This is a genomic window from Amycolatopsis sp. NBC_01286 (assembly GCF_035982555.1).
Classification (GTDB): domain Bacteria; phylum Actinomycetota; class Actinomycetes; order Mycobacteriales; family Pseudonocardiaceae; genus Amycolatopsis.
In genome coordinates this window covers 3,994,669-4,012,749 of sequence record NZ_CP108428.1, presented here as the reverse complement: position 1 = coordinate 4,012,749, position 18,081 = coordinate 3,994,669, and the positions used below count along the sequence as shown (strand labels likewise).

Below are 18,081 nucleotides of genomic sequence, written 5' to 3'. Positions count from 1 at the left end.
CCATACCCGCGTGACCTGCGGTTACTTGACGAACCGGCCGACGAAGTCGAGCGCGGCGGCCGCCACCTCCTGCCAGCCGCTGTCGATGGTCAATGAGTGCCCGCGGCCGGGGAGCTCGGCGAACTCCGTCGTCCCCGGGTTCTTCAGCTGCCGCTCGTAGGCGGCGTGCGCGATGGCGTGCGGCACCTGGTGGTCGTACTCCCCGGAGATGACGAGCATCGGTCCGCGGTCGGGGTTGAGGTTGTCGGCCTTGACCTCGGTGCGCGGGTTGATGTTCGCGAACGCGGCCTGGAAGATCGGCACGCCCGAGCCGGCGACGTGGTACTTCTCGTACAGCTCGTGAGCCTCCTGGTCGCTGACGGCGTTGGCGAAGCCGTACTTGAACTGCTCGAACGTCAGCGCCACCGCGCGGTGGCGGTTGGCCGGGTTGGTCAGCACCGCCGACGACGCCTTGAGCGCGCTCGCCGGCAGCGGGAGCACGCCGCGCGAGGGCGCCGGGTCGATCGCGACGGTCGCCGCCGACAGCCCGCGTCCGGCCAGCATCTGGACGAGCAGCCCGCCGAACGAGTGCCCGATGATGGCCGGCTTGCGGTCCAGCTTCTCGACGATGGCCTGCTGGTAGGCCGCGACGTCGCCGACGCTCTTGTTCGCGAAGACGTCCGGGTTCGCTCGGGCCTCCTCGACCGTGGCGGGGTCGTCGGGCCAGCCCGGGGTGACCGCGGCGTAGCCCGCGGCCTCGAAGAACTCGGCCCAGCGGTCCCAGCTGGTGTCGAGCAGCCACAGCCCGTGGACGAACACGACCGGCTGCTTGCCTGAGGTGTTGGCCCGCTCGACCTCGGCCAGTTCCTGAGCGGTGGGTGCGGGGACGGTCACGGTCACTCCCGGATGAATTCGAGCAGCTCGGCGTTGAACCGAGTCTCGTGGTCGCCGCACAGGCCGTGCGGCGCGCCCTCGTGGACGACGAGGGTGGCGTTCGGCAGGATCTCGGCGCTGCGCCGGCCGGCCGCGTCGATCGGCACGATCTGGTCGTCGTCGCCGTGCACCACCAGCACCGGGATCTCGATCTTGCCGAGGTCGCCGGTGAAGTCCTGCTCGGAGAACTGCGCGACGCAGTCGTAGGCCGCCTTGAGCCCGACCTGCATGCTCAGGCGCCAGAACTGGTCACGCAGGCCTTGCGAGACCGTCGAACCCGGCCGGTTCGCGCCGTAGAAGGGCGCCGACAGGTCCTGGTAGAACTGCGACCGGTCGGCCGCGACGCCGGCGCGGATGTCGTCGAACGCGCTCAGCGGCAGGCCGCCGGGGTTGGCCGCCGTCTGCAGCATCAGCGGCGGCACCGCGCCCAGCAGCACCGCCTTGCGGACGCGCTCGGTGCCGTGCCGGCCCAGGTAGCGCGTCACCTCACCGCCGCCGGTGGAGTGCCCGACGAGCACGACGCCGGTCAGGTCCAGCGACTCGATGAGCGCGGCGAGGTCGTCGGCGTAGGTGTCCATGTCGTTGCCGGTCCACGTCTGGCTGGACCGGCCGTGGCCACGCCGGTCGTGCGCGATCGCGCGGAACCCGTTGGACGCCACCAGGTTCAGCTGCGGGTCCCACGCGTCGGCGTTCAGCGGCCAGCCGTGGCTGAACACCACCGGCGGCCCGGAACCCCAGTCCTTGTAGAAGATCTCGGCACCGTCGGAAGTGCTGGCGTACGGCATCACGACCTCTTTTCCTCCGGAATCCGAGCCTAGGAGCGCCCGGCGCGTGCCGGATCGGCTCTCGGTGCCCGGCCCTCGGCCGTCCGCGCCACGCGATTGCGGGATCCGGGCGCTGTCGGGACGCCGAGCCGTCCGGTTGACTGGCTTCATGACCGTGGGTTTCGAGACGCAGCTCGCCTGGTGGTCGTTCGGGCCGCTGACGCTGTCCCGCGTCGAAGCCGCCGACATCCCCTGCCCGCGCGGGGAGGAGCCCGGCGAGCTGAGCCTGATCAGCACCCCGCGGCCGGTCACGTTCGTCTGGCTGGGGCCCGGCGGCTCGCGGACGCTGCACCTCCCGCCGGACGAGCTAGGCCTGTCCGCGGCGACGGTCCGCCGGGCCGCACCACGGCTCGCGGCGAGCCCGCTCCACCGGCTGGTCGCGCACCACGTCCAGGCCCTGGCCCGCGACGCCGACGCCCTCAGCGCGACGCCCGCGGCGGACGCGCTGGGCCGCGTGTGCGTCGACCTGGTCCGGGCGCTGCTGGTGAGCGCGGCGGGCGAGGAGCCGACGCTGATCGCCCAGGTGCGCACCCACGTGCGCCACCACCTCGGCGACCCCGGCCTCTCCCCCGCGTCCGTCGCCACCGCGCTCTCGGTGTCACCGCGCCAGCTCTACCGGGCCTGCGCGGCCGCGGACCTGAGCCTCGAGCAGTGGATCATCACGGCCCGGCTGGCGGGGGCCCGCGCCGACCTGGCCGACCGGCACCTCCCGATCGCCGCGGTCGCCCGCCGCTGGGGGTTCAAGGACCCGACCCACTTCACCCGCCGCTTCCGCGCGGCTTACGGCGTGCTGCCCAGCGAGTGGCGCCGCCGTCAGTGAACGGTGCGCGGGTCGTCAGCGGCGGCACGCAGTCTTCGGTCATCACCGACCGAGAGGAACTCCCGATGACCGCCAAGACCGTGCTCGTGTCCGGGGCCAGCATCGCCGGCCCGTCCGCGGCCTACTGGCTGCACCGCAGCGGCTACCGCGTCACCGTCGTCGAAACCGCGCCGGAGCTGCGGCCCGGCGGCCAGGCCGTCGACTTCCGGGGTGAGCAGGTGAAGCTGCTGGCCGCGATGGGCGTCCTCGGCGACGTGCGCCGGTTCGAGACGGCGATGGGTGAGCAGACCGTGCTCGGCCTCGACGGGAAGCCGCAGCTGAGCGTGCCCGGCGCCGCGTGGAGCGGCGAGGTCGAGATCCTGCGCGGTGATCTCGCCCGCGTCCTGTACGAGCACACCGCGGACTACACCGAGTACGTCTTCGGCGACCGCGTCACGAGCCTGACCGAACGCGCGGACGGCGTCGAGGTCACCTTCCGGCGCGGGGCGCCGCGGAAGTTCGACCTGGTCGTCGGGGCCGACGGCGTGCACTCGGGGGTGCGGGCCGCCGCGTTCGGCCCGGAGCGGGACTTCCGCCGCGACCTCGGTTTCGGCATCGCCGGGTTCACCGCGCCCAACCACCTCGGGCTCGACCACACGAGTGTGCTCTACAACGAGCCCGGCCGCGGCCTGATGGTCGGCAGCCACCGGCACGCCGACCGGCTGCACGTCGGGCTGGTCTTCGCCGCCGACGACGTCGAGTTCCGCCGCCGCAGCACCGACGAGCAGCGGGCGCTGGTCGCGCGGCTGTTCGCGGACACCGGCTGGGAGACGGCGAAGCTGCTCGAAGCACTGCCCGCGGCCGACGACCTCTACATCGACTCGATCAGCCAGATCCACCTCGACCGCTGGTCGACGGGCCGGGTCGTGCTGCTCGGCGACGCCGCGTGGTGCGCCGGGCCGGGCGGGTCCGGCACCGGGCTGGCGATGATGGGCGCCCAGGTGCTGGCCGGGGAGCTCGCGGCGGCCGGCGGCGACCACGTGACGGCGTTCGCGAAGTACGAGGAGCGGCTGCGCAAACCGGCCGCGGTCGGGCAGAAGAACGGCAAGGGCTCGGGCAACTTCCTCGCGCCGCGCACGGCCAAGAAGATCCGCAACCGCAACCGCGCCTACAAGATGCTGAGCACGCGGTTGTTCGGCGGTATCTTCCTGCGGATGACCGACCGGGCGGCCAACGCGCTGGAGTACCGTGAATACCCGCTGCTCACGTCGGCGTGACGCGGGGATCTTCGTCTCCTCGGGGGACGCCGGTGGCGGCCCGGCGTGACGTGCGTCATTCTTGACGCCATGTCAATACGCCGGGCCGATGACGCCCCGGTCCGGACGGCGCTCGTCGGCCTGGCGGTGCTGAGCCTGGGCGTGATGACCGCGATGAACGCCGAGTCCCTGCGACGAGCCCGGCGATCCGGCTGAAACCGTGCTGGGCCAGAAGTTCCTGGCGCTCGACCCGCAGGGCGACGCCACGCTCGACCCGAACGAGCCGATCCCCCGCAGGACGTCCGCGCCGCGCTCACGGGACTGTCGCGGCTCTCGGACACGCTCGCCTCGTGCGACGGGCAGCTGTCCACGTTGCTCGCCAACACCCAGCTCGGGCCGCTGCTCACCCAGCTCGATCAGCTGACGTCCATGCTGCAGCGCGACCAGGACGCGCTCGCGGCCGGGATCCGCGGGTTCGCGCCGCTGGTCCGCCTCGGCGTCAACCTCACCGGCAACGGCCGGCGGGTCGACGGTTACCTGTGCGGGCTGCTGCTGCCGTCGTTCGGGCCGCTGAATCAGGAAAGTTGCTTCGGCTGAGCCGCGTGGCATGCTGACCGCATGCGATACCTGCTCCTGCTCGCCGGTGACGAATCCGCGGAGGCGGCCGCCGGCCCCGAGATGGCCCGGCGCTGCCACGAATGGGGCACCGAGCTGGCGCGGCGCGGGATCCAGCAGACCGGCACCGGCCTGCGTCCGCCGTCCGAGGCGAAGACGCTGCGGGTGCGCGACGGCGACGTCCTGCTCACCGACGGCCCGTTCGCCGAGACCAAGGAGCAGATCGGCGGCTACGTCATCCTCGACTGCCCCGACCACGAGACGGCCGTCGAGGTCGCGTCGCGGCACCCGTGGGCCGAGGCCGGCGCGCTCGAGCTGCGCCAGATCGCCGACGGACCGCCTACACCTTCGTGATCTTCACCGTGACCTGGTTGTCGTTGTAGGTGTAGGCGACGTACTCGAACTCGACGCCGGTGCGCTCGACGTACTCCGTCCAGGCGCGGTACTCGTGCCGCTTCCAGCCGGGGAAGTTGAAGAACTCGTCGAAGTGCACGATGCTGCCGGCGCGCAGCCGCGGCCCGCAGAGGTCGAGAACGGTCTTGGCGGAGCTGTAGAGATCGCCGTCCACGTGCAGGAAGTCGACGTGCCCCGGGTGCCCGTCCAGGAACCCGGGGAGGCTGTCGGCGAACAGGCCGACGACCAGCTCGGCGCCCGGGACGTCCGGCAGGTCGTCGCGGGCGAACGCGCCGGCGGGCATGCCGTTGAGCCACGCCTCGGGCAGGCCGTCGAACGAGTCGAAGCCGTAGACCTGCTCGCTGTTGCGAGCGCGGGTGATCGTGCGCAGCGTGTTGCCGGACGCGACGCCGAACTCCAGCGCCATCCCGCCTTGCGGCGCCAGGGAAAGCGCGTACTCGAGTGTCTGCTTCGGACGGCCGAAGTGCGGGGCGCCGACCAGGTGCTCGCGGGCGAAGACGTTGCTCTCCAGCGCGGCGTCCTGGTCGCCGGCGTAGACGATGTCGCGGCGGCTGCGGATCTCGAACTCCACCACCCGATCGAGGAGCCGGTCACCCTGGCGGACGATCTCCTCGCGCAGTTCCGCGCTCATCCGGTTCAGCTGATCGGTGTACGGGTCGTGCACTTTCGAGGCCACCCGGAACAACAGCCTGCCCAGCGTGCGCCTCAGGGCTTTCGCTGCGGACGAAGGGCTTTCCGTCTGGTTCATCCCGGGACGGTACCCGACACGGCCCCCATCCCACCGAGGTAGTTCGGAAGTCCGTGAATGCCACATTGAGGGACCTAGTGTCCCTCAATGTGGCATTCACGGACTTCGCGCCCACTCAAGCGACGACGAGCCGGAAGCCCGCGTCCCACTCCGGGAGGTCCAGCAGGTCCCGGTGCTCCTCGTGCCAGCGACCGGACGCCAGGTCCGCGCGCAGCCGGGCGATGCCGCGCGCCACGGCGTCGGGTGCCGTCTGGGCCAGGGCCGAGCACGCCTGCCGCACCGCCGGGTCGAGGTAGGCCTCCGGACGCCGCCAGTGGGCCGGGAAGACGCCGTCGGTGAAGTCCCACGGCACCGGCAGCGGGACGACGCTCCGCGCTCCCAGGAAAGCCGCGATGTCCGACGCCGACGGACGCGACCGCTCCAGCTCCGCCACCTCCGGCACGTACTCGCGCACCAGCCAGAAGTCGTTGTGGCGCCCGGTTTCGTAGGCCAGGACGACCTGCCGCCGCGCCACCCGGCGCAGTTCGGCGAGGCCGCGCCGCCACTCGGGCCAGTGGTGCACGGTCAGCACCGCGAGCGCGGCGTCGAACGTGCCCGCGGCGAACGGCAGGGCCTCCGCGACCGCGCGCACCACCGGCGCGGCGCCGGGAGGGCGTTGCCGGATCATCTCCGCGGACGGCTCGACCGCGGTGACCCGCCGCACGGGCGGCTCGTAGGAGCCCGTGCCGGAGCCGACGTCGAGCACCGTGCCCGCGTCTCCCAACGCGTCGAGCAGCGGCGCGAGCCAACGCGGGTCGGTCCGCCGGCCCAGCGCGTAACCGACGCCGATGCGGTCGTAGGTCGTCATCGCACACCCCCAGGTCGAAGCCGATTTCGTTGCGGTAACCGGCACCCCCGAGCCTAGTTTCACCGGCGACGGAAGGGGATTCCATGAGCAGGATCATCGTGTTCGGCGCCGGCGGCCGGGCCGGGCAGCGTGTCGTCGCCGAGGCGACAGCGAGAGGCCACCAGGTCACCGCGGCGGTGCGCGACCCGAGTCGCCACGAGGGGGTCGCGGCCGACGTCACCGACGCGGACAGCGTCGCGGAGGTGGTGGCCGGGCACGACGCGGTCATCAGCGTCGCCTACGCCACCGGGGTCGCGTCGGGCGAGTTCTTCCCGGCCGCCGCCCGCGCGCTGGTGGACGGCCTGAAACGGGCCGGGGTGAGCCGCCTGGTCGTCGCCGGGATCGGGACGACGCTCGAGACGGCGCCCGGCGTCGCGGTGCACGACGCGCCGGACTTCCCGGCCGAGCACCGCGCGTTCTCGCTGGGGCACGCGGCCGAGCTGGCGGTGCTGCGCGAGAGCGGCCTGGACTGGCTGGTCGTCGCGCCGCCACCGGTCGTGCTGGGTGAAGGCGACGGCACGGGCTCCTACCGCACGGCCGTCACGACGCTCATCCCCGCGGAGACGTTCGCCTACGCGGACTTCGCGCTCGCGCTGGTCGACGAGGCGACGACGCCGAAGCACTCGCGGGTGCTGCTGGCCGTGGCCTAACGCTCCGGGGTCTCGCCGCCGTTCTGCTCGGCGAGGAACCGCTCGAACTGCGTCCCGAGCTCCTCGGCGGTCGGCATGTGCTCGACGGACTCGGCGAGCAGGCTGCCCTTCTCGGACGCCTCGACGAACGCGTCGTACTGCCGCTCCAGCGCGCGGACGACGTCGCCGGCGTTCTCGTCGGACGCGGCGATCTGCCGTTCGATCTCGGCGGCGGCGAGGTCCGCGGCCCCGCGCAGCTCGCCGACGGTCAGGTTCAGCCCGGTCGCGCGGCCCAGCGCGTCGAGCAGGTTGAGCGACGCGGTCGGGTAAGCCAGCTGGGCGAGGTAGTGGGGCACGTGCGCGGCGAAACCGACCGCGTCGTGTCCCCACTCGCCGAAGCGGTACTCCAGCAGCGCGGCGGCGCTGCCCGGCACCTGCAGCCGGTTGGGCAGCGGCTGGTGCTCGCCGACCAGGTCCTGACGGGTGGCGTGCGCGGTGACGCCGAGCGGGCGGGTGTGCGGCGCGCCCATCGGGATGCCGTGGAAGCCGGCGGTCAGCCGGACGCCCCAGCGCTCGACCAGGTTCCGGACCGCGGCGCAGAACCGCTCCCAGTCGTGGTCCGGCTCCGGGCCCGCCAGCAGCAGGAACGGCGTCTCGTCGGCGTCGTGCAGCAGGTGGACGACCAGTTCCGGCGCGTCGTAGTCCTCCCAGTGGTCCACCGCGTAGGTCATCGTCGGGCGCCGCGAGCGGTAGTCGATGAGGCGGTCGACGTCGAAGCGCGCGACCACCCGGTGCTCCCCGCTCAGCAGGTGCTCGGCCAGCAGACGACCCGCCGAACCCGCGTCCATGAACCCCTCGAAGTGGTGCAGCAACACCGCCCCGGTCAGGTCGGGGACGTCCGAGTCCACCTCGTACAGGTCGTCGGGATCGAATCCCACCGGATCCTCCTGCTCACTGTTCGCCGACACGTATGCGAATCCTTCAAGCACAACACACCCCGACGGGGATTCCATTCCACCGGCTGTGCCGGGGATCGTAACGCCATGCGATCGAGGCCGGACCGGATCGGCATCGTGACACTTGTCGTGGGCGCGCAAGCCACCGATCGGGCACGCTGAAGCGGTGAGCGAACACACCACGAGTACGGCCCTGCGGCTGCGGCCGCCGGCACACCGGGTCAGCCGCCGGGCCATCGGCTACTGGACGACGACCGCCGCGATCCTCTGGATCGTGCTGATCGGGGTGCAGACGCTCATCGTGGCGACCAGCGACGACGCGCCCGCGTTCCTCAGCGTGACGCTGGTGATCTCGTGCGTGCTCGGTCCGCTGCACCTGATCGTGATGCCGCAGTGGCGCTACCGCGTGCACCGCTGGGAGGTCACCGGGGAGGCCGTCTACACGCAGGCGGGCTGGCTGAAGCAGCAGTGGCGGATCGCGCCGATCTCGCGGATCCAGACCGTCGACATCGAGCGCGACCCGTTCGAGCAGCTCTTCGGGCTGGCGAAGCTCACGGTGACGACGGCGTCCGCGGCCGGCCCGCTGCGCATCTCGGGCCTGCGGCACGACCGCGCGCTGGAGCTGGCCGACGAGCTGACGAAGACGACCCAGGCGATCCGGGGGGACGCGACATGAGCAGCAGCGCCGACACCGAGACGGCCGTGGTCCGGCCCGCCGAGGGCACGCAGGACGCGCCGTGGCACCACCTCGACCGGCGCATGCTGCTCATCCGGCCGGTGCTGGACCTGGTGAAGTCCCTGCCGGTGCTGCTGGGCGCGCTGCTGTTCGGGCACGGCGAGCCGTGGCAGTGGATCGGCCTGGCCTTCACCGCCATCGCCGTCTTCACCGGCGTCTCGCACGTCCTGACGTCGCGTTACCGGATCACCGAGTCGCAGGTCGAGTGGCACACCGGGCTGCTGCTGCGCAAGCAGCGGGCCATCCCGCGCGACCGGATCCGCACGGTCGACGTCACCTCCGAGCCCAAGCACCGGCTGTTCTCGCTGGCCGCGGCGCGGATCGGCACCGGACGGCACAACCACGGCAAGGGGCCGAACAAGGACGAGCTGGTGCTCGACGCCGTCACGGTCGCCGAGGCCCAGCGGCTGCGGACGCTGCTGCTGCACCGGAAGGCCGTGGCCGCTCCGTCTTCGACGGAAGCCGAGCCCGCCGCGCCGACGGAGCAACTCGTCGCCGCCGTCGACAAGCGGTGGCTGCGGTACGCGCCGTTCACGCTGTCCGGGCTGGCGGTGGTGGGCGCGGCCGTCGGCACCGTCTACCACTTCGCGCACGAACTGCACTTCGACCCGGTCCAGTTCTCGCTGGTCCGGACGGTCGTCGGGCACTTCGCCGACACCCCGGCGTGGGTGAGCGTGGTGCTCGCCGCCGTCGGGCTGCTGCTGCTCGTGTCGGTGCTGTCGGTCGGCGGCTACATCCTGTCGTTCTGGAACTTCCGGCTCACCCGCGAGCCCGCCGGCACGCTGCACATCCGGCGCGGCCTGATCACGACGCGGTCGGTGTCGATCGAGGAGGACCGGCTGCGCGGCGTCGAGGTCCGCGAGCCGCTGCCGCTGCGCCTGGCGGGTGGCGCCCGCTGCGTCGCCATCGCGGGCGGCCTGCGCGAGGGCAAGGGCGCGGACAAGAGCGGCGGCCTCCTGCTGCCCCCCGCGCCGGTCGCCCGCGTCCACGAGGTCGTCGCGGCGGTCCTCGGTGAAGACCCCGCGGCGACGCCGTTGGTGCGGCACCCCCGCCGGGCGCTCTACCGCAGGCTGACCCGCGCGGTGATCGGCGTGCTCCTGCTGGGAGCGGCGCTCTACGCCCTGGCGTGGCTCGCCGGCTGGCCGGACTGGCCGTGGCAGGTGGCCGTGGTGCTGCTCCCGTTCGCGGCGTTGGTGGGCTGGGACCGCTACCGCGGCCTGGGCCACGCGCTGACGGGCCGCTACCTGGTGACGCGGTCGGGCTCACTGGACCGCGGCACGGCGGTGGTCCGGTGCGACGGCATGACGGGCGTCGTCGTCGAGCGTTCGTTCTTCCAGCGCCGCGCGGGCTTGGTCACGGTGATCGCCCCGGTCGCCGCGGGCAAGGGCCACTACAAAGTGCTGGACGTCGGGGAGACGGACGGGCTGACACTGGCCGACGAGGCACTTCCGGGGCTGCTGACGCCGTTCCTGGAGCGTCGTTGAACACCGTTGTGCTACAACAAAAATCACTTCGGCGAGCGCAAGTGGGAATCTGACCGGGATTCGGAAATGCTGGCTTTCGTTTCACGCAACGTGCTAATTTATTCACCCCGTGTGATAGCGAAGGTCGTTTTTGTCTCACCGAGAGGTCATGATGACGCCTGCCGTCAGTGCCGTCGACGGTTCCGCCACCACTTCCCCCCGCCGTACCCCCGGGGCCAGCAGTTCCCGGAAGGTCCTGCAGCTGCTGCTCGCGTTCTCCGAGCGCCGGTGGGAGGCCAGTGTGGCCGAGCTCGCCGCCACGATCGGCACCCCGGTCGCGACGACCTACCGCTACGTCGCCCTACTCAAGGAGTTGCAGTTGCTCGAAGAGGGCACTGCCGGGCACTACCACCTGACCAGTCAGGTGATGCCGCTCGCGCGGGCCGCGCAGCTGGCGAACGACCTCGTCCGGCTGGCGAAGCCGGCCATGGAGGAAGCGGCTCGCGAACTCGGCGAGACCGTGATGCTGTTCCAGCAGTTCGGTGACGCCGCCGTGTGCGCGGACCGCGTCGAGTGCGACCGCGCCATGCGGTTCACCTTCGAGCCCGGGCATTCGGTGCCGCTCGGGCTCGGCGCGTCCGGCAAGATGCTGCTCGCGCTGCTGCCGGAGATCGAACGCGACCGACGGCTGCCGCCGATCATCGACCAGTACGGCACCGGCGTGCGCGACGAGCTGAAGTTCGCGCAGGAGAACAGGTTCTCGGTCAGCTCCGGGGAAATCGACGAAGGCGTCTGGGCTTGTTCGGTCCCGGTGCCGACGATGGGCAGGCGGCCGACCGTGCTGACCGTGGCCGGTCCCGCCGCCCGGATCTCCGAAGGCGCCCGCGACGACGCGATCACGGCGTTGCGGGGCTACGCCGACCGCATCCAGCGGACGATTTCGTCGTACTCGCTGTAAAAATGCCGCGCGCCGGAGCCGGCGCGCGAGTAGGAATGCGCGGGTGATCCGGCTCGCGCGCCCCGACGACCTGCCCGCCCTGATCGACGTCGAACGCGAGGCCGGGCGGCTCTTCCGCGACCTCGACATGGCCGCGATCGCCGACGACGACCCGGGCTCGGTCGCGGAGCTGTCGGTCTACCAGGCCGACGGCCGCGCCTGGGTGAGCGTCGACGCCGACGACCGCCCGGTCGCCTACCTCATCGCGGAAGTCGTCGACGGACGCGCGCACATCGAGCAGGTCTCGGTCCGGCCCAGCCACGCGCGGCGCGGCCTGGGCAGCGCGCTGATCGAGACGCTCGCCGAATGGGCGGCCGAGCGCGGTCTGCCGGCGCTCACGCTCACGACGTTCACCGAGGTGCCGTGGAACGCGCCCTACTACGAACGGCTGCGGTTCCGGATCGTCGAGGACGCCGAAATCGGCGACGGGCTGCGTGACATCCGCCGCTCCGAAGCCGCCCGCGGCCTGGACACCTGGCCGCGCGCCGCGATGATCCGTCCGCTCTGACCTGCGCAAATGCCCTTTTCTCCCCTACCTGGGGGATCCACTGGCGCGACCAGTCGAACATGTGTTCTACTGTGCGGGCCGGTCCCGGAGGGGGAAGCTCCGCGGGCCGGCCCAATCTTTTCGGGGAGTTCTGAGGAGGCAGCGTGGCGGTCAAGATCACCCACCTGACGAACGGCCAGCAAGTGCGTTTCGCGAACGCGGACGGCGCCCGCCGCTACGCCGAGATCATGGGCGGAGGCGTCGACAAGTGGCGGTTCACGGTGGTGCCCGAAGACCTCGCGCTCCGGAAAATGTCGGACTCGGTCGTTAACGTGCCGGTATGGCGTATGACTTCCAGGTGACCGTCGACTCAGCCGACCCGCACGTGCTCGCCGACTGGTGGGCCGAGACGCTCGGCTGGGCCGTGGAACCGACCGATGAGGACTTCATCCGCGAGATGATCGCGAAGGGTTACGCGAGCGACGCGGAGACGAAGACGCACAACGGGGCGCTGGTGTGGAAGACGGGTGCCGCCATCCGGCACCCGGATTCCCCGCCCGAAGGCCCGCCGAAGCGGGTGCTGTTCCAGCTGGTCCCGGAACCCAAGACCGTGAAGAACCGGCTCCACCTGGACGTCTGGGTAGGCGCGGCCAACGTCGACGCGACGGTGGAGAAGCTGACCACGCGGGGCGCGAAGTTCCTGCACCGCGGACAGCAGGGACCACACAGCTGGGTGACGGTGGCAGACCCGGAGGGCAACGAGTTCTGCGTGTCCTGAGCGGCGGCCTGGCCAGCCCGCGATCATGACCGGCCCGCCCGCGCGATCACGAGCGACAGGCCACTGCGGCTCGCCAAGGGTCAACGGCAAGCCCGCACGATCATGAGCAGCGGGCCGGCGCGGCAGGCCCGCACGACCGTGAGCGGGCGCATCCAGGGTGTCGGAGACCTTGGATGCGCCGCTCAACAGCGTCAGCGCAGGCGGTCCAGGGCCTTCGGCAGCGCCGTGGCCAGCAGGTCCAGCTCCGGTTCCGCCGCGATCAGCGGCGGTGACACGGCGATCCCGCGGCCGAGGTTGCGCACGATCACGCCCTCGTCCCGGCACGCGCGCTGCAGCTTGACCGGGGCGCCCGGGTCGGCGTCCATGACGTCGCCCGTCAGCTCCACCGCGGCGAGGAAGCCCAGCCCGGCGCGGACCTCCTTCACCAGCGGGTGGTCGCTGACACCCGACACGGCGTCGGCGAGTGGCTTCTCGAGTTCGCGGCCGCGCGGGATCAGGCCGTCGCGCTCGTAGATGTCCAGCGTGGCCAGGCCGGCCGCGCAGGCGACGGGGTGTCCGGCGTACGTCGCGCCGTGGCGGAAGATCGGGGCGCCCGGCTCGCCGGTGAAGAACGGTTCCGCCACGCGCGGCGCCACGATCAGCGCGCCGAGCGGGATGGTCCCGCCGGTGATGCCCTTCGCCGTCGTGATCATGTCGGGTTGCACCGACCACCGGTCGATGCCGAACCACGTGCCGAGCCGGCCCCACGCGGCGATGACGCAGTCCGCGACGAACAGCACGTCGTGGCGGCGGCAGATCTCCGCGACGGCCTCGATGTACCCCTCCGGCGGCAGCAGCACGCCGCCCGCGCCGATCACCGGCTCGCAGAAGAAGGCCGCCACCCGCGACGCGCCCACCCGCTGGATCTCGGCCTCGAGCGCGGCGGCGTCGTCGAACGGGACGTGCGAGAACTCCGGCGGCTGCGGGCCGACGCCGGCCGCGTTGGCCGGGATGCCGCCGACGGCCGTGCCGAACCCGTGCGTGCCGTGGTAGCCCTGCGTCCGGCCGATGACGTGCACCTTCTCCGGCCGCCCGGTCTGCGCGAAGTAGGCGCGCGCGAGCTTCACAGCGGTGTCGATGACGTCCCCGCCGCCCGAGCCGAAGAACACCTTCGAGCCGGGGGCCGGCGCCAGCTCGGCGACGCGGTCGGCCAGCTCGATCGCCGGCTCGTTCGCGTTGTAGCCGAACAGGTTGTACGAGTCGAGCGCCCGCAGCTGCTTGCCGACGGCCTCGGTGATCTCCGGCCGCCCGTGCCCGAAGTTGGCGTACCAGAGCGACGCGGTGGCATCGAAGTACCGCCGCCCGGCGTCATCCCAGACGTAAGAGCCCTCGCCGCGGGTGATGACCATCCGATCCCCGTCGACGGCCCCCATATCGGCAAACGGGTGCCAGAGGGCGTGTTTCGGTTGTGCTGACATCGGTCCTCCTCAGGTCCCGCCCCCATCCTTACCAGGGCGAAGCAATCGACGCGAACACTCCGTAGTGCACAGTTCGGTGGCCGGACGTGGCCGGAACGGCACCACAACCTGTGACAACGACGCCGCCCGGCACGGGCTGACCCCTCACTCCAGGAACTCCGCGATCTCCGCCTCCGAATAGCCCAGCTCCGCCAGTACCTCCGCGGTGTGCTGTCCCAACGTCGGCGGCGCGGACGTCGGCCGCGCGGGGGTGTCCGACGCCTTCACCGGGAACCCGTTGCCCACGTACGTGCCCACCGTCGGGTGCGGCAGCCGCACCACCTGGTCGCGCGCGGCCGTCCAGGGGTCCGCGTAGACGTCGTCGAGCTCGTTGATCGGGGCCGCCGGGATGCCCGCCGCGTCGAACGCCTTCAGCCAGTCCGCCGCCGCGCGGGTCAGGAGCACCGGTTCCAGCAGCGCGTTCAGCGGATCCCGGTGCGCCGCGCGCGCGGCGTTCGACGAGAACCGCGGGTCCGCGGCGATGTCCAAGCCGAGCACACCGCAGAACGCGTGCCACAGCTTTTCGCTGCCCACCGCGATGATCAGCCAGCCGTCGGACACGGGGTACGCCTGGTACGGGACGATGCTCGGGTGCGCCGAGCCCATCCGGCGCGGGCGTGGCGCGTCGTAGAACACCGCGCCCGCCGCGTAGATGTGCCAGGCCAGCTGACTGTCCAAAAGGGACACGTCGAGGTACTGGCCGCGGCCGGTGGTGTGACGGGCCTGCAGCGCCATCAGCACCCCGATGATCGCCCACGTCCCGGCGTTGAGGTCGGCCACCGGCAGCCCGACCTTCGCCGGCGCGCCGCCGGGTTCGCCGGTCAGCGACATGACGCCGCCGAGGGCCTGCGCGACCAGGTCGTAACCCGCGCGGTCGCGGTAGGGCCCGGTCTGCCCGAACCCGGTGATCGACACGTGGATCAGCCGCGGGTTCACCGCCGACAACGCGGCGTAGCCGATCCCCCACTTCTCCAGCGTCCCCGGGCGGAAGTTCTCGACGAGCACGTCGGCGTCGGCGACCAGCCGGCGCAGCGCGTCCCGCCCGCGGTCGCTCTTGAGGTCGAGGACGATCCCGCGCTTGTTCCGGTTCGCCGCGAGGTAGTAGACGGCCTCGTCGCCGACGAACGGCGGGCCCCAGCCGCGGGTGTCGTCGCCGTGACCCGGCGGCTCGACCTTCACCACGTCGGCGCCCATCTCGCCGAGGTGCTGCGTGCAGTACGGCCCGGCGAGGATGCGGGAGAGGTCGACGACCTTGATCCCGTCCAGCGGCCGGAATCCGTCAGGGGCAGGGGGCATCAACGGCTCCTCGTCGGGCTCGGCGTCCGCCCCTTTGTACCTCGCGCACCCGGGGAAGGGATTTCCTACCAACGGACCTAGACGGCGATCACTCCCATCGTGTTGATTGTTGAGCGAGTCTGTGCAGAGTTGCGCACTCCGGGAGGGAACGATGCGTCGTCTTGTTGGAATGGCGGCCGCGCTGGCCGTCTGCGCCACGCTGGTCACGGTCACCCAAGCCGCGGCCGCGGAGCCCCAGTACTTCGCCGCCCAGCGCGTCGGCGACCGCCCGCCGATGGGCTGGAACAGCTGGAACAAGTTCGGCTGCGCCATCAACGAGGACCTGATCCGCGGCGCCGCCGACGCGCTCGTGTCGTCCGGCATGAAGGACGCGGGCTACCAGTACGTCAACATCGACGACTGCTGGGCCGAACAGAACCGCACGGCCGACGGCAAGCTCGAGCCGAACCACGAGAAGTTCCCGCACGGCATCAAGGCGCTCGCCGACTACGTCCACGGGCTCGGCCTCAAGCTCGGCATCTACACCAGCGCCGGCACGCTGACCTGCCAGAAGACCATGCCCGGTGCCCTTGACCACGAGGACGCGGACGCGCAGTCGTTCGCCGACTGGGGCGTCGACTACCTCAAGTACGACAACTGCAACAACGAGGGCCGCGACGCGATCGAGCGCTACACGAAGATGGGCGACGCGATCAAGAAGACCGGTCACCCGATGGTCTACGCGCTCTGCGAATGGGGCGAAAACGACCCGTGGACCTGGGGCCGCGACGCCGGCGCGCAGCTGTGGCGCACCACCGGCGACATCAGCGACAACTGGGGCAGCATGACCGGCATCCTCGACCAGCAGGCCGGCCTGGAGAAGTACGCCGGTCCCGGCGGCTGGAACGACCCGGACATGCTCGAGGTCGGCAACGGCGGCATGACCGACGCCGAGTACCGCTCGCACTTCTCGCTCTGGGCGTTGCTGAACGCACCGCTGCTGGCCGGGAACGACCTGCCCGCGATGTCGCCCGCGAACAAGAAGATCCTGGAGAACAAGGACGTCATCGCGCTCGACCAGGACTGGGCGGGCACCCAGGGCCACAAGATCCGCGACGACGGCGCCACCGAAGTCTGGGCCAAGCCGATGTCCGACGGCTCGGCCGCGGTCGTGCTGTTCAACCGCGGTTCCGCGACGGCGGCGATGAGCACGACGGCGAAGGACCTCGGCCTCAAGGCGCGCGGCTACCGCGTCCGCGACCTCTGGAGCGGCACCGAAACCGAGACCGCCGGCACTCTCCGGGCCGCCGTCCCCTCCCACGGCTCGGCCGTGTTCCGCGTCTGGCCCGCCACTCACCCGGCGGCCGCGCCGCTGACGACGCTGGCGCTGCCGAGCCCGGACTACGTGCCCGCCGACCGGCCGCTGACCACGACGCTGAAGGTGACCAACGACGGCAGCACGCCGATCGCGGACGTCCGCACCAGCGTCACGGCGCCCGCGGGCTGGAAGCTGGACGGGCCCGGATCGTTCACGGTGCCGGTCGTCCTGCCGGGCAAGAGCTGGCAGAAGGCGGTCACCTTCAAGCCCGTCGCTCCCACCGGCGACCACGTCACGCTCACCGCGAAGGCGAGCTACCTGACCCTGTGGGGCAAGCGCGACCTGACGTCGGAAGGCACGTCACCGCTCGTCTCGCGACCGGCGGCGGGGACGACGGCGTTGTCGAAGGCGCCGTGGATGTCGTCGGACAACGGCTGGGGCCCGGTCGAGCGCGGCACGAGCAACGGCGAGGCCCAAGCGGGCGACGGCCACAAGATCACCATCGCCGGCACCGGCTACGACGACGGGATCGGCGCCCACGCGCCGTCGAGCGTCCGGATCTACGTCGGCGCCGGCTGCACGTCGGTCAGCACGCTGGTCGGCTTGGACGACGAGAATTCCGGTGGCAGCGCCGGGTTCCGCCTCCTCGGTGACGGCAAAGAGCTGGCCGCCACCGGCGTCATGCACCCCGGAGACAAGGCTCAGCCGCTGACCGCGCAGCTCTCCGGCGTTCAGGTGCTGGAGCTGTCGGTCAACGACGGCGGCGACGGCAACACCAACGACCACGTCGACTGGGCGAACGCCACGGTCACCTGCTGAGGTCGATGAGCCAGGCTTCGGCGTCGCGGAGGTAACGGTCCAACGCGGCCTCCGCGACGTCGAACCGGCCGCACCGCAGGTCTTCCAGGATCTGCTCGTGGCAGTCGAGGAACGGCTCGTAGAACTCGCGGGTGTTCTCGTTGAGCACGAAGAACAACCGGGTCTCGGCGAGCACCTGGCGCATCGTGGCGGAGATCCGCTCGCTGCCGGCGAGGTCGGCCAGCGCCTGGTGGAAGTGGATGCTCGCGGTACCGACCGCCGGCCAGTCCTCGGCCGCCGCGGCCGCGCGGCCGCTCCGCAACGCGCCCTCGGCCGCCGTCAGGTCCACAGTGGATCTTTCGGCCGCGCGACGCAGGGCACCGCATTCGGTGGCCCGGCGTACGACGTAGAGGTCTTCGATGTCCTCTGTGGTCAGTTCGCGCACGAACACCCCGCGGTTCAGCTCGTGCACGGCCAGCCGTTCGTGGGCCAGCAGCTGGAACGACTCGCGCAGCGTGTTGCGCGAGACGCCCAGCGCCGAGCTGATCACCGGCTCGGAAAGCCGTTCACCGGGGGCGAAAACGCCGTCCGTGATGTACTGGCGCAGGATCGCGGCGACCCGCTCGGCCGTGCCGCTGCGCGCGAGCAGGTGCCGCTCGTGCTCCAGCCCCGAGGCGTCCACAGTGGACATCGA

General features: G+C 71.6%; 21 protein-coding genes. 13 read left to right on the top strand and 8 right to left on the bottom strand.

Going from position 1 to position 18,081, the window contains the following annotated elements:
• Nucleotides 1–21: 21 nt before the first annotated feature.
• Nucleotides 22–873, bottom strand: a complete 852-nt coding sequence (locus OG570_RS19370) for an alpha/beta hydrolase (protein WP_326958142.1) — start codon at nt 871–873, stop codon at nt 22–24.
• A 2-nt stretch (nt 874–875) separates the two neighbouring features.
• The gene (locus OG570_RS19365) at nt 876–1,697 is read right to left on the bottom strand and encodes an alpha/beta fold hydrolase (RefSeq protein WP_326944164.1); all 822 of its coding nucleotides are present in this window, start codon (nt 1,695–1,697) and stop codon (nt 876–878) included.
• A gap of 148 nt (nt 1,698–1,845) precedes the next feature.
• Here OG570_RS19365 and OG570_RS19360 point away from each other — a divergent pair, with 148 nt between their 5' ends.
• From OG570_RS19360 to OG570_RS19345, 5 genes are all read left to right on the top strand, one after another.
• Nucleotides 1,846–2,556, top strand: coding sequence for a helix-turn-helix domain-containing protein (locus OG570_RS19360; protein ID WP_326958140.1), 711 nt, complete (start codon nt 1,846–1,848; stop codon nt 2,554–2,556).
• 65 nt (nt 2,557–2,621) lie between these two features.
• The gene (locus OG570_RS19355) at nt 2,622–3,812 is read left to right on the top strand and encodes an FAD-dependent monooxygenase (protein WP_326958137.1); all 1,191 of its coding nucleotides are present in this window, start codon (nt 2,622–2,624) and stop codon (nt 3,810–3,812) included.
• A gap of 69 nt (nt 3,813–3,881) precedes the next feature.
• A complete protein-coding gene (locus tag OG570_RS48300; RefSeq protein WP_442788284.1) occupies nt 3,882–4,007 on the top strand; it encodes a hypothetical protein in 126 nt (41 codons plus the stop codon).
• Between the two features lie 156 nt (nt 4,008–4,163).
• Entirely contained in the window at nt 4,164–4,388 is a 225-nt protein-coding gene (locus OG570_RS48295; protein ID WP_442788283.1) for a hypothetical protein, read from the top strand.
• Between the two features lie 21 nt (nt 4,389–4,409).
• Nucleotides 4,410–4,760 carry a YciI family protein gene (locus tag OG570_RS19345; protein ID WP_326958135.1) on the top strand — a complete coding sequence of 117 codons (351 nt, stop codon included), beginning with the start codon at nt 4,410–4,412 and terminating at the stop codon, nt 4,758–4,760.
• On the opposite strand, the gene OG570_RS19340 is transcribed toward OG570_RS19345, so the two are convergent.
• Nucleotides 4,747–5,568 carry a class I SAM-dependent methyltransferase gene (locus OG570_RS19340; RefSeq protein WP_326958133.1) on the bottom strand — a complete coding sequence of 274 codons (822 nt, stop codon included), beginning with the start codon at nt 5,566–5,568 and terminating at the stop codon, nt 4,747–4,749. The two genes, OG570_RS19345 and OG570_RS19340, sit on opposite strands and share 14 nt — an antisense overlap.
• Nucleotides 5,569–5,683: 115 nt before the next feature.
• Nucleotides 5,684–6,415, bottom strand: coding sequence for a class I SAM-dependent methyltransferase (locus tag OG570_RS19335; RefSeq protein ID WP_326958131.1), 732 nt, complete (start codon nt 6,413–6,415; stop codon nt 5,684–5,686).
• Nucleotides 6,416–6,498: 83 nt separating this feature from the next.
• Between OG570_RS19335 and OG570_RS19330 the strand changes: the two genes are divergently transcribed.
• Entirely contained in the window at nt 6,499–7,104 is a 606-nt protein-coding gene (locus OG570_RS19330) for an NAD(P)-dependent oxidoreductase (RefSeq protein WP_326958129.1), read from the top strand.
• On the opposite strand, the gene OG570_RS19325 is transcribed toward OG570_RS19330, so the two are convergent.
• The gene (locus tag OG570_RS19325) at nt 7,101–8,021 is read right to left on the bottom strand and encodes a proteasome assembly chaperone family protein (RefSeq protein ID WP_247057202.1); all 921 of its coding nucleotides are present in this window, start codon (nt 8,019–8,021) and stop codon (nt 7,101–7,103) included. The two genes, OG570_RS19330 and OG570_RS19325, sit on opposite strands and share 4 nt — an antisense overlap.
• A 142-nt stretch (nt 8,022–8,163) precedes the next feature.
• Here OG570_RS19325 and OG570_RS19320 point away from each other — a divergent pair, with 142 nt between their 5' ends.
• The 6 genes from OG570_RS19320 to OG570_RS19295 all read left to right on the top strand — a co-directional run bounded on the left by OG570_RS19320 (nt 8,164) and on the right by OG570_RS19295 (nt 12,500).
• On the top strand, nt 8,164–8,715 hold the full coding sequence (locus OG570_RS19320) for a PH domain-containing protein (protein WP_442788282.1): 552 nt from the start codon (nt 8,164–8,166) through the stop codon (nt 8,713–8,715).
• The gene (locus tag OG570_RS19315) at nt 8,712–10,259 is read left to right on the top strand and encodes a PH domain-containing protein (protein ID WP_326944172.1); all 1,548 of its coding nucleotides are present in this window, start codon (nt 8,712–8,714) and stop codon (nt 10,257–10,259) included. The genes OG570_RS19320 and OG570_RS19315 overlap by 4 nt, the downstream gene beginning before the upstream one ends.
• 151 nt (nt 10,260–10,410) lie before the next feature.
• On the top strand, nt 10,411–11,196 hold the full coding sequence (locus tag OG570_RS19310) for an IclR family transcriptional regulator (RefSeq protein ID WP_326951649.1): 786 nt from the start codon (nt 10,411–10,413) through the stop codon (nt 11,194–11,196).
• Between the two features lie 43 nt (nt 11,197–11,239).
• Nucleotides 11,240–11,743: a GNAT family N-acetyltransferase gene (locus tag OG570_RS19305; protein WP_326958125.1), complete on the top strand. Its 504-nt coding sequence runs from the start codon at nt 11,240–11,242 to the stop codon at nt 11,741–11,743.
• A gap of 143 nt (nt 11,744–11,886) precedes the next feature.
• Complete coding sequence (locus tag OG570_RS19300; RefSeq protein ID WP_323323023.1) at nt 11,887–12,084, top strand: hypothetical protein; 198 nt, start codon at nt 11,887–11,889, stop codon at nt 12,082–12,084.
• Complete coding sequence (locus tag OG570_RS19295) at nt 12,063–12,500, top strand: VOC family protein (protein WP_326944174.1); 438 nt, start codon at nt 12,063–12,065, stop codon at nt 12,498–12,500. The genes OG570_RS19300 and OG570_RS19295 overlap by 22 nt, the downstream gene beginning before the upstream one ends.
• Nucleotides 12,501–12,691: 191 nt before the next feature.
• Here the strand turns inward: OG570_RS19295 and OG570_RS19290 are convergent, their stop codons facing one another.
• Nucleotides 12,692–13,957 carry an aminotransferase family protein gene (locus tag OG570_RS19290; RefSeq protein WP_326958123.1) on the bottom strand — a complete coding sequence of 422 codons (1,266 nt, stop codon included), beginning with the start codon at nt 13,955–13,957 and terminating at the stop codon, nt 12,692–12,694.
• A 144-nt stretch (nt 13,958–14,101) separates the two neighbouring features.
• Nucleotides 14,102–15,292 carry a CaiB/BaiF CoA transferase family protein gene (locus OG570_RS19285; protein WP_326958121.1) on the bottom strand — a complete coding sequence of 397 codons (1,191 nt, stop codon included), beginning with the start codon at nt 15,290–15,292 and terminating at the stop codon, nt 14,102–14,104.
• A gap of 151 nt (nt 15,293–15,443) precedes the next feature.
• Between OG570_RS19285 and OG570_RS19280 the strand changes: the two genes are divergently transcribed.
• Entirely contained in the window at nt 15,444–17,408 is a 1,965-nt protein-coding gene (locus OG570_RS19280) for an NPCBM/NEW2 domain-containing protein (RefSeq protein WP_442788281.1), read from the top strand.
• Here the strand turns inward: OG570_RS19280 and OG570_RS19275 are convergent.
• Nucleotides 17,398–18,078 carry a GntR family transcriptional regulator gene (locus tag OG570_RS19275; RefSeq protein WP_326944177.1) on the bottom strand — a complete coding sequence of 227 codons (681 nt, stop codon included), beginning with the start codon at nt 18,076–18,078 and terminating at the stop codon, nt 17,398–17,400. The genes OG570_RS19280 and OG570_RS19275 overlap by 11 nt on opposite strands.
• Nucleotides 18,079–18,081: the final 3 nt, after the last annotated feature.

What these genes read in the sequence shown, in the direction of transcription:
- OG570_RS19365 (WP_326944164.1), bottom strand. Translation starts at nt 1,697, where the DNA reads ATGCCGTACGCCAGCACTTCCGACGGTGCCGAGATCTTCTACAAGGAC.
- OG570_RS19360 (WP_326958140.1), top strand. Translation starts at nt 1,846, where the DNA reads ATGACCGTGGGTTTCGAGACGCAGCTCGCCTGGTGGTCGTTCGGGCCG.
- OG570_RS19355 (WP_326958137.1), top strand. Translation starts at nt 2,622, where the DNA reads ATGACCGCCAAGACCGTGCTCGTGTCCGGGGCCAGCATCGCCGGCCCG.
- OG570_RS48300 (WP_442788284.1), top strand. Translation starts at nt 3,882, where the DNA reads ATGTCAATACGCCGGGCCGATGACGCCCCGGTCCGGACGGCGCTCGTC.
- OG570_RS19345 (WP_326958135.1), top strand. Translation starts at nt 4,410, where the DNA reads ATGCGATACCTGCTCCTGCTCGCCGGTGACGAATCCGCGGAGGCGGCC.
- OG570_RS19340 (WP_326958133.1), bottom strand. Translation starts at nt 5,568, where the DNA reads ATGAACCAGACGGAAAGCCCTTCGTCCGCAGCGAAAGCCCTGAGGCGC.
- OG570_RS19335 (WP_326958131.1), bottom strand. Translation starts at nt 6,415, where the DNA reads ATGACGACCTACGACCGCATCGGCGTCGGTTACGCGCTGGGCCGGCGG.
- OG570_RS19330 (WP_326958129.1), top strand. Translation starts at nt 6,499, where the DNA reads ATGAGCAGGATCATCGTGTTCGGCGCCGGCGGCCGGGCCGGGCAGCGT.
- OG570_RS19315 (WP_326944172.1), top strand. Translation starts at nt 8,712, where the DNA reads ATGAGCAGCAGCGCCGACACCGAGACGGCCGTGGTCCGGCCCGCCGAG.
- OG570_RS19310 (WP_326951649.1), top strand. Translation starts at nt 10,411, where the DNA reads ATGACGCCTGCCGTCAGTGCCGTCGACGGTTCCGCCACCACTTCCCCC.
- OG570_RS19295 (WP_326944174.1), top strand. Translation starts at nt 12,063, where the DNA reads ATGGCGTATGACTTCCAGGTGACCGTCGACTCAGCCGACCCGCACGTG.
- OG570_RS19290 (WP_326958123.1), bottom strand. Translation starts at nt 13,957, where the DNA reads ATGTCAGCACAACCGAAACACGCCCTCTGGCACCCGTTTGCCGATATG.
- OG570_RS19285 (WP_326958121.1), bottom strand. Translation starts at nt 15,292, where the DNA reads ATGCCCCCTGCCCCTGACGGATTCCGGCCGCTGGACGGGATCAAGGTC.
- OG570_RS19280 (WP_442788281.1), top strand. Translation starts at nt 15,444, where the DNA reads ATGCGTCGTCTTGTTGGAATGGCGGCCGCGCTGGCCGTCTGCGCCACG.
- OG570_RS19275 (WP_326944177.1), bottom strand. Translation starts at nt 18,078, where the DNA reads ATGTCCACTGTGGACGCCTCGGGGCTGGAGCACGAGCGGCACCTGCTC.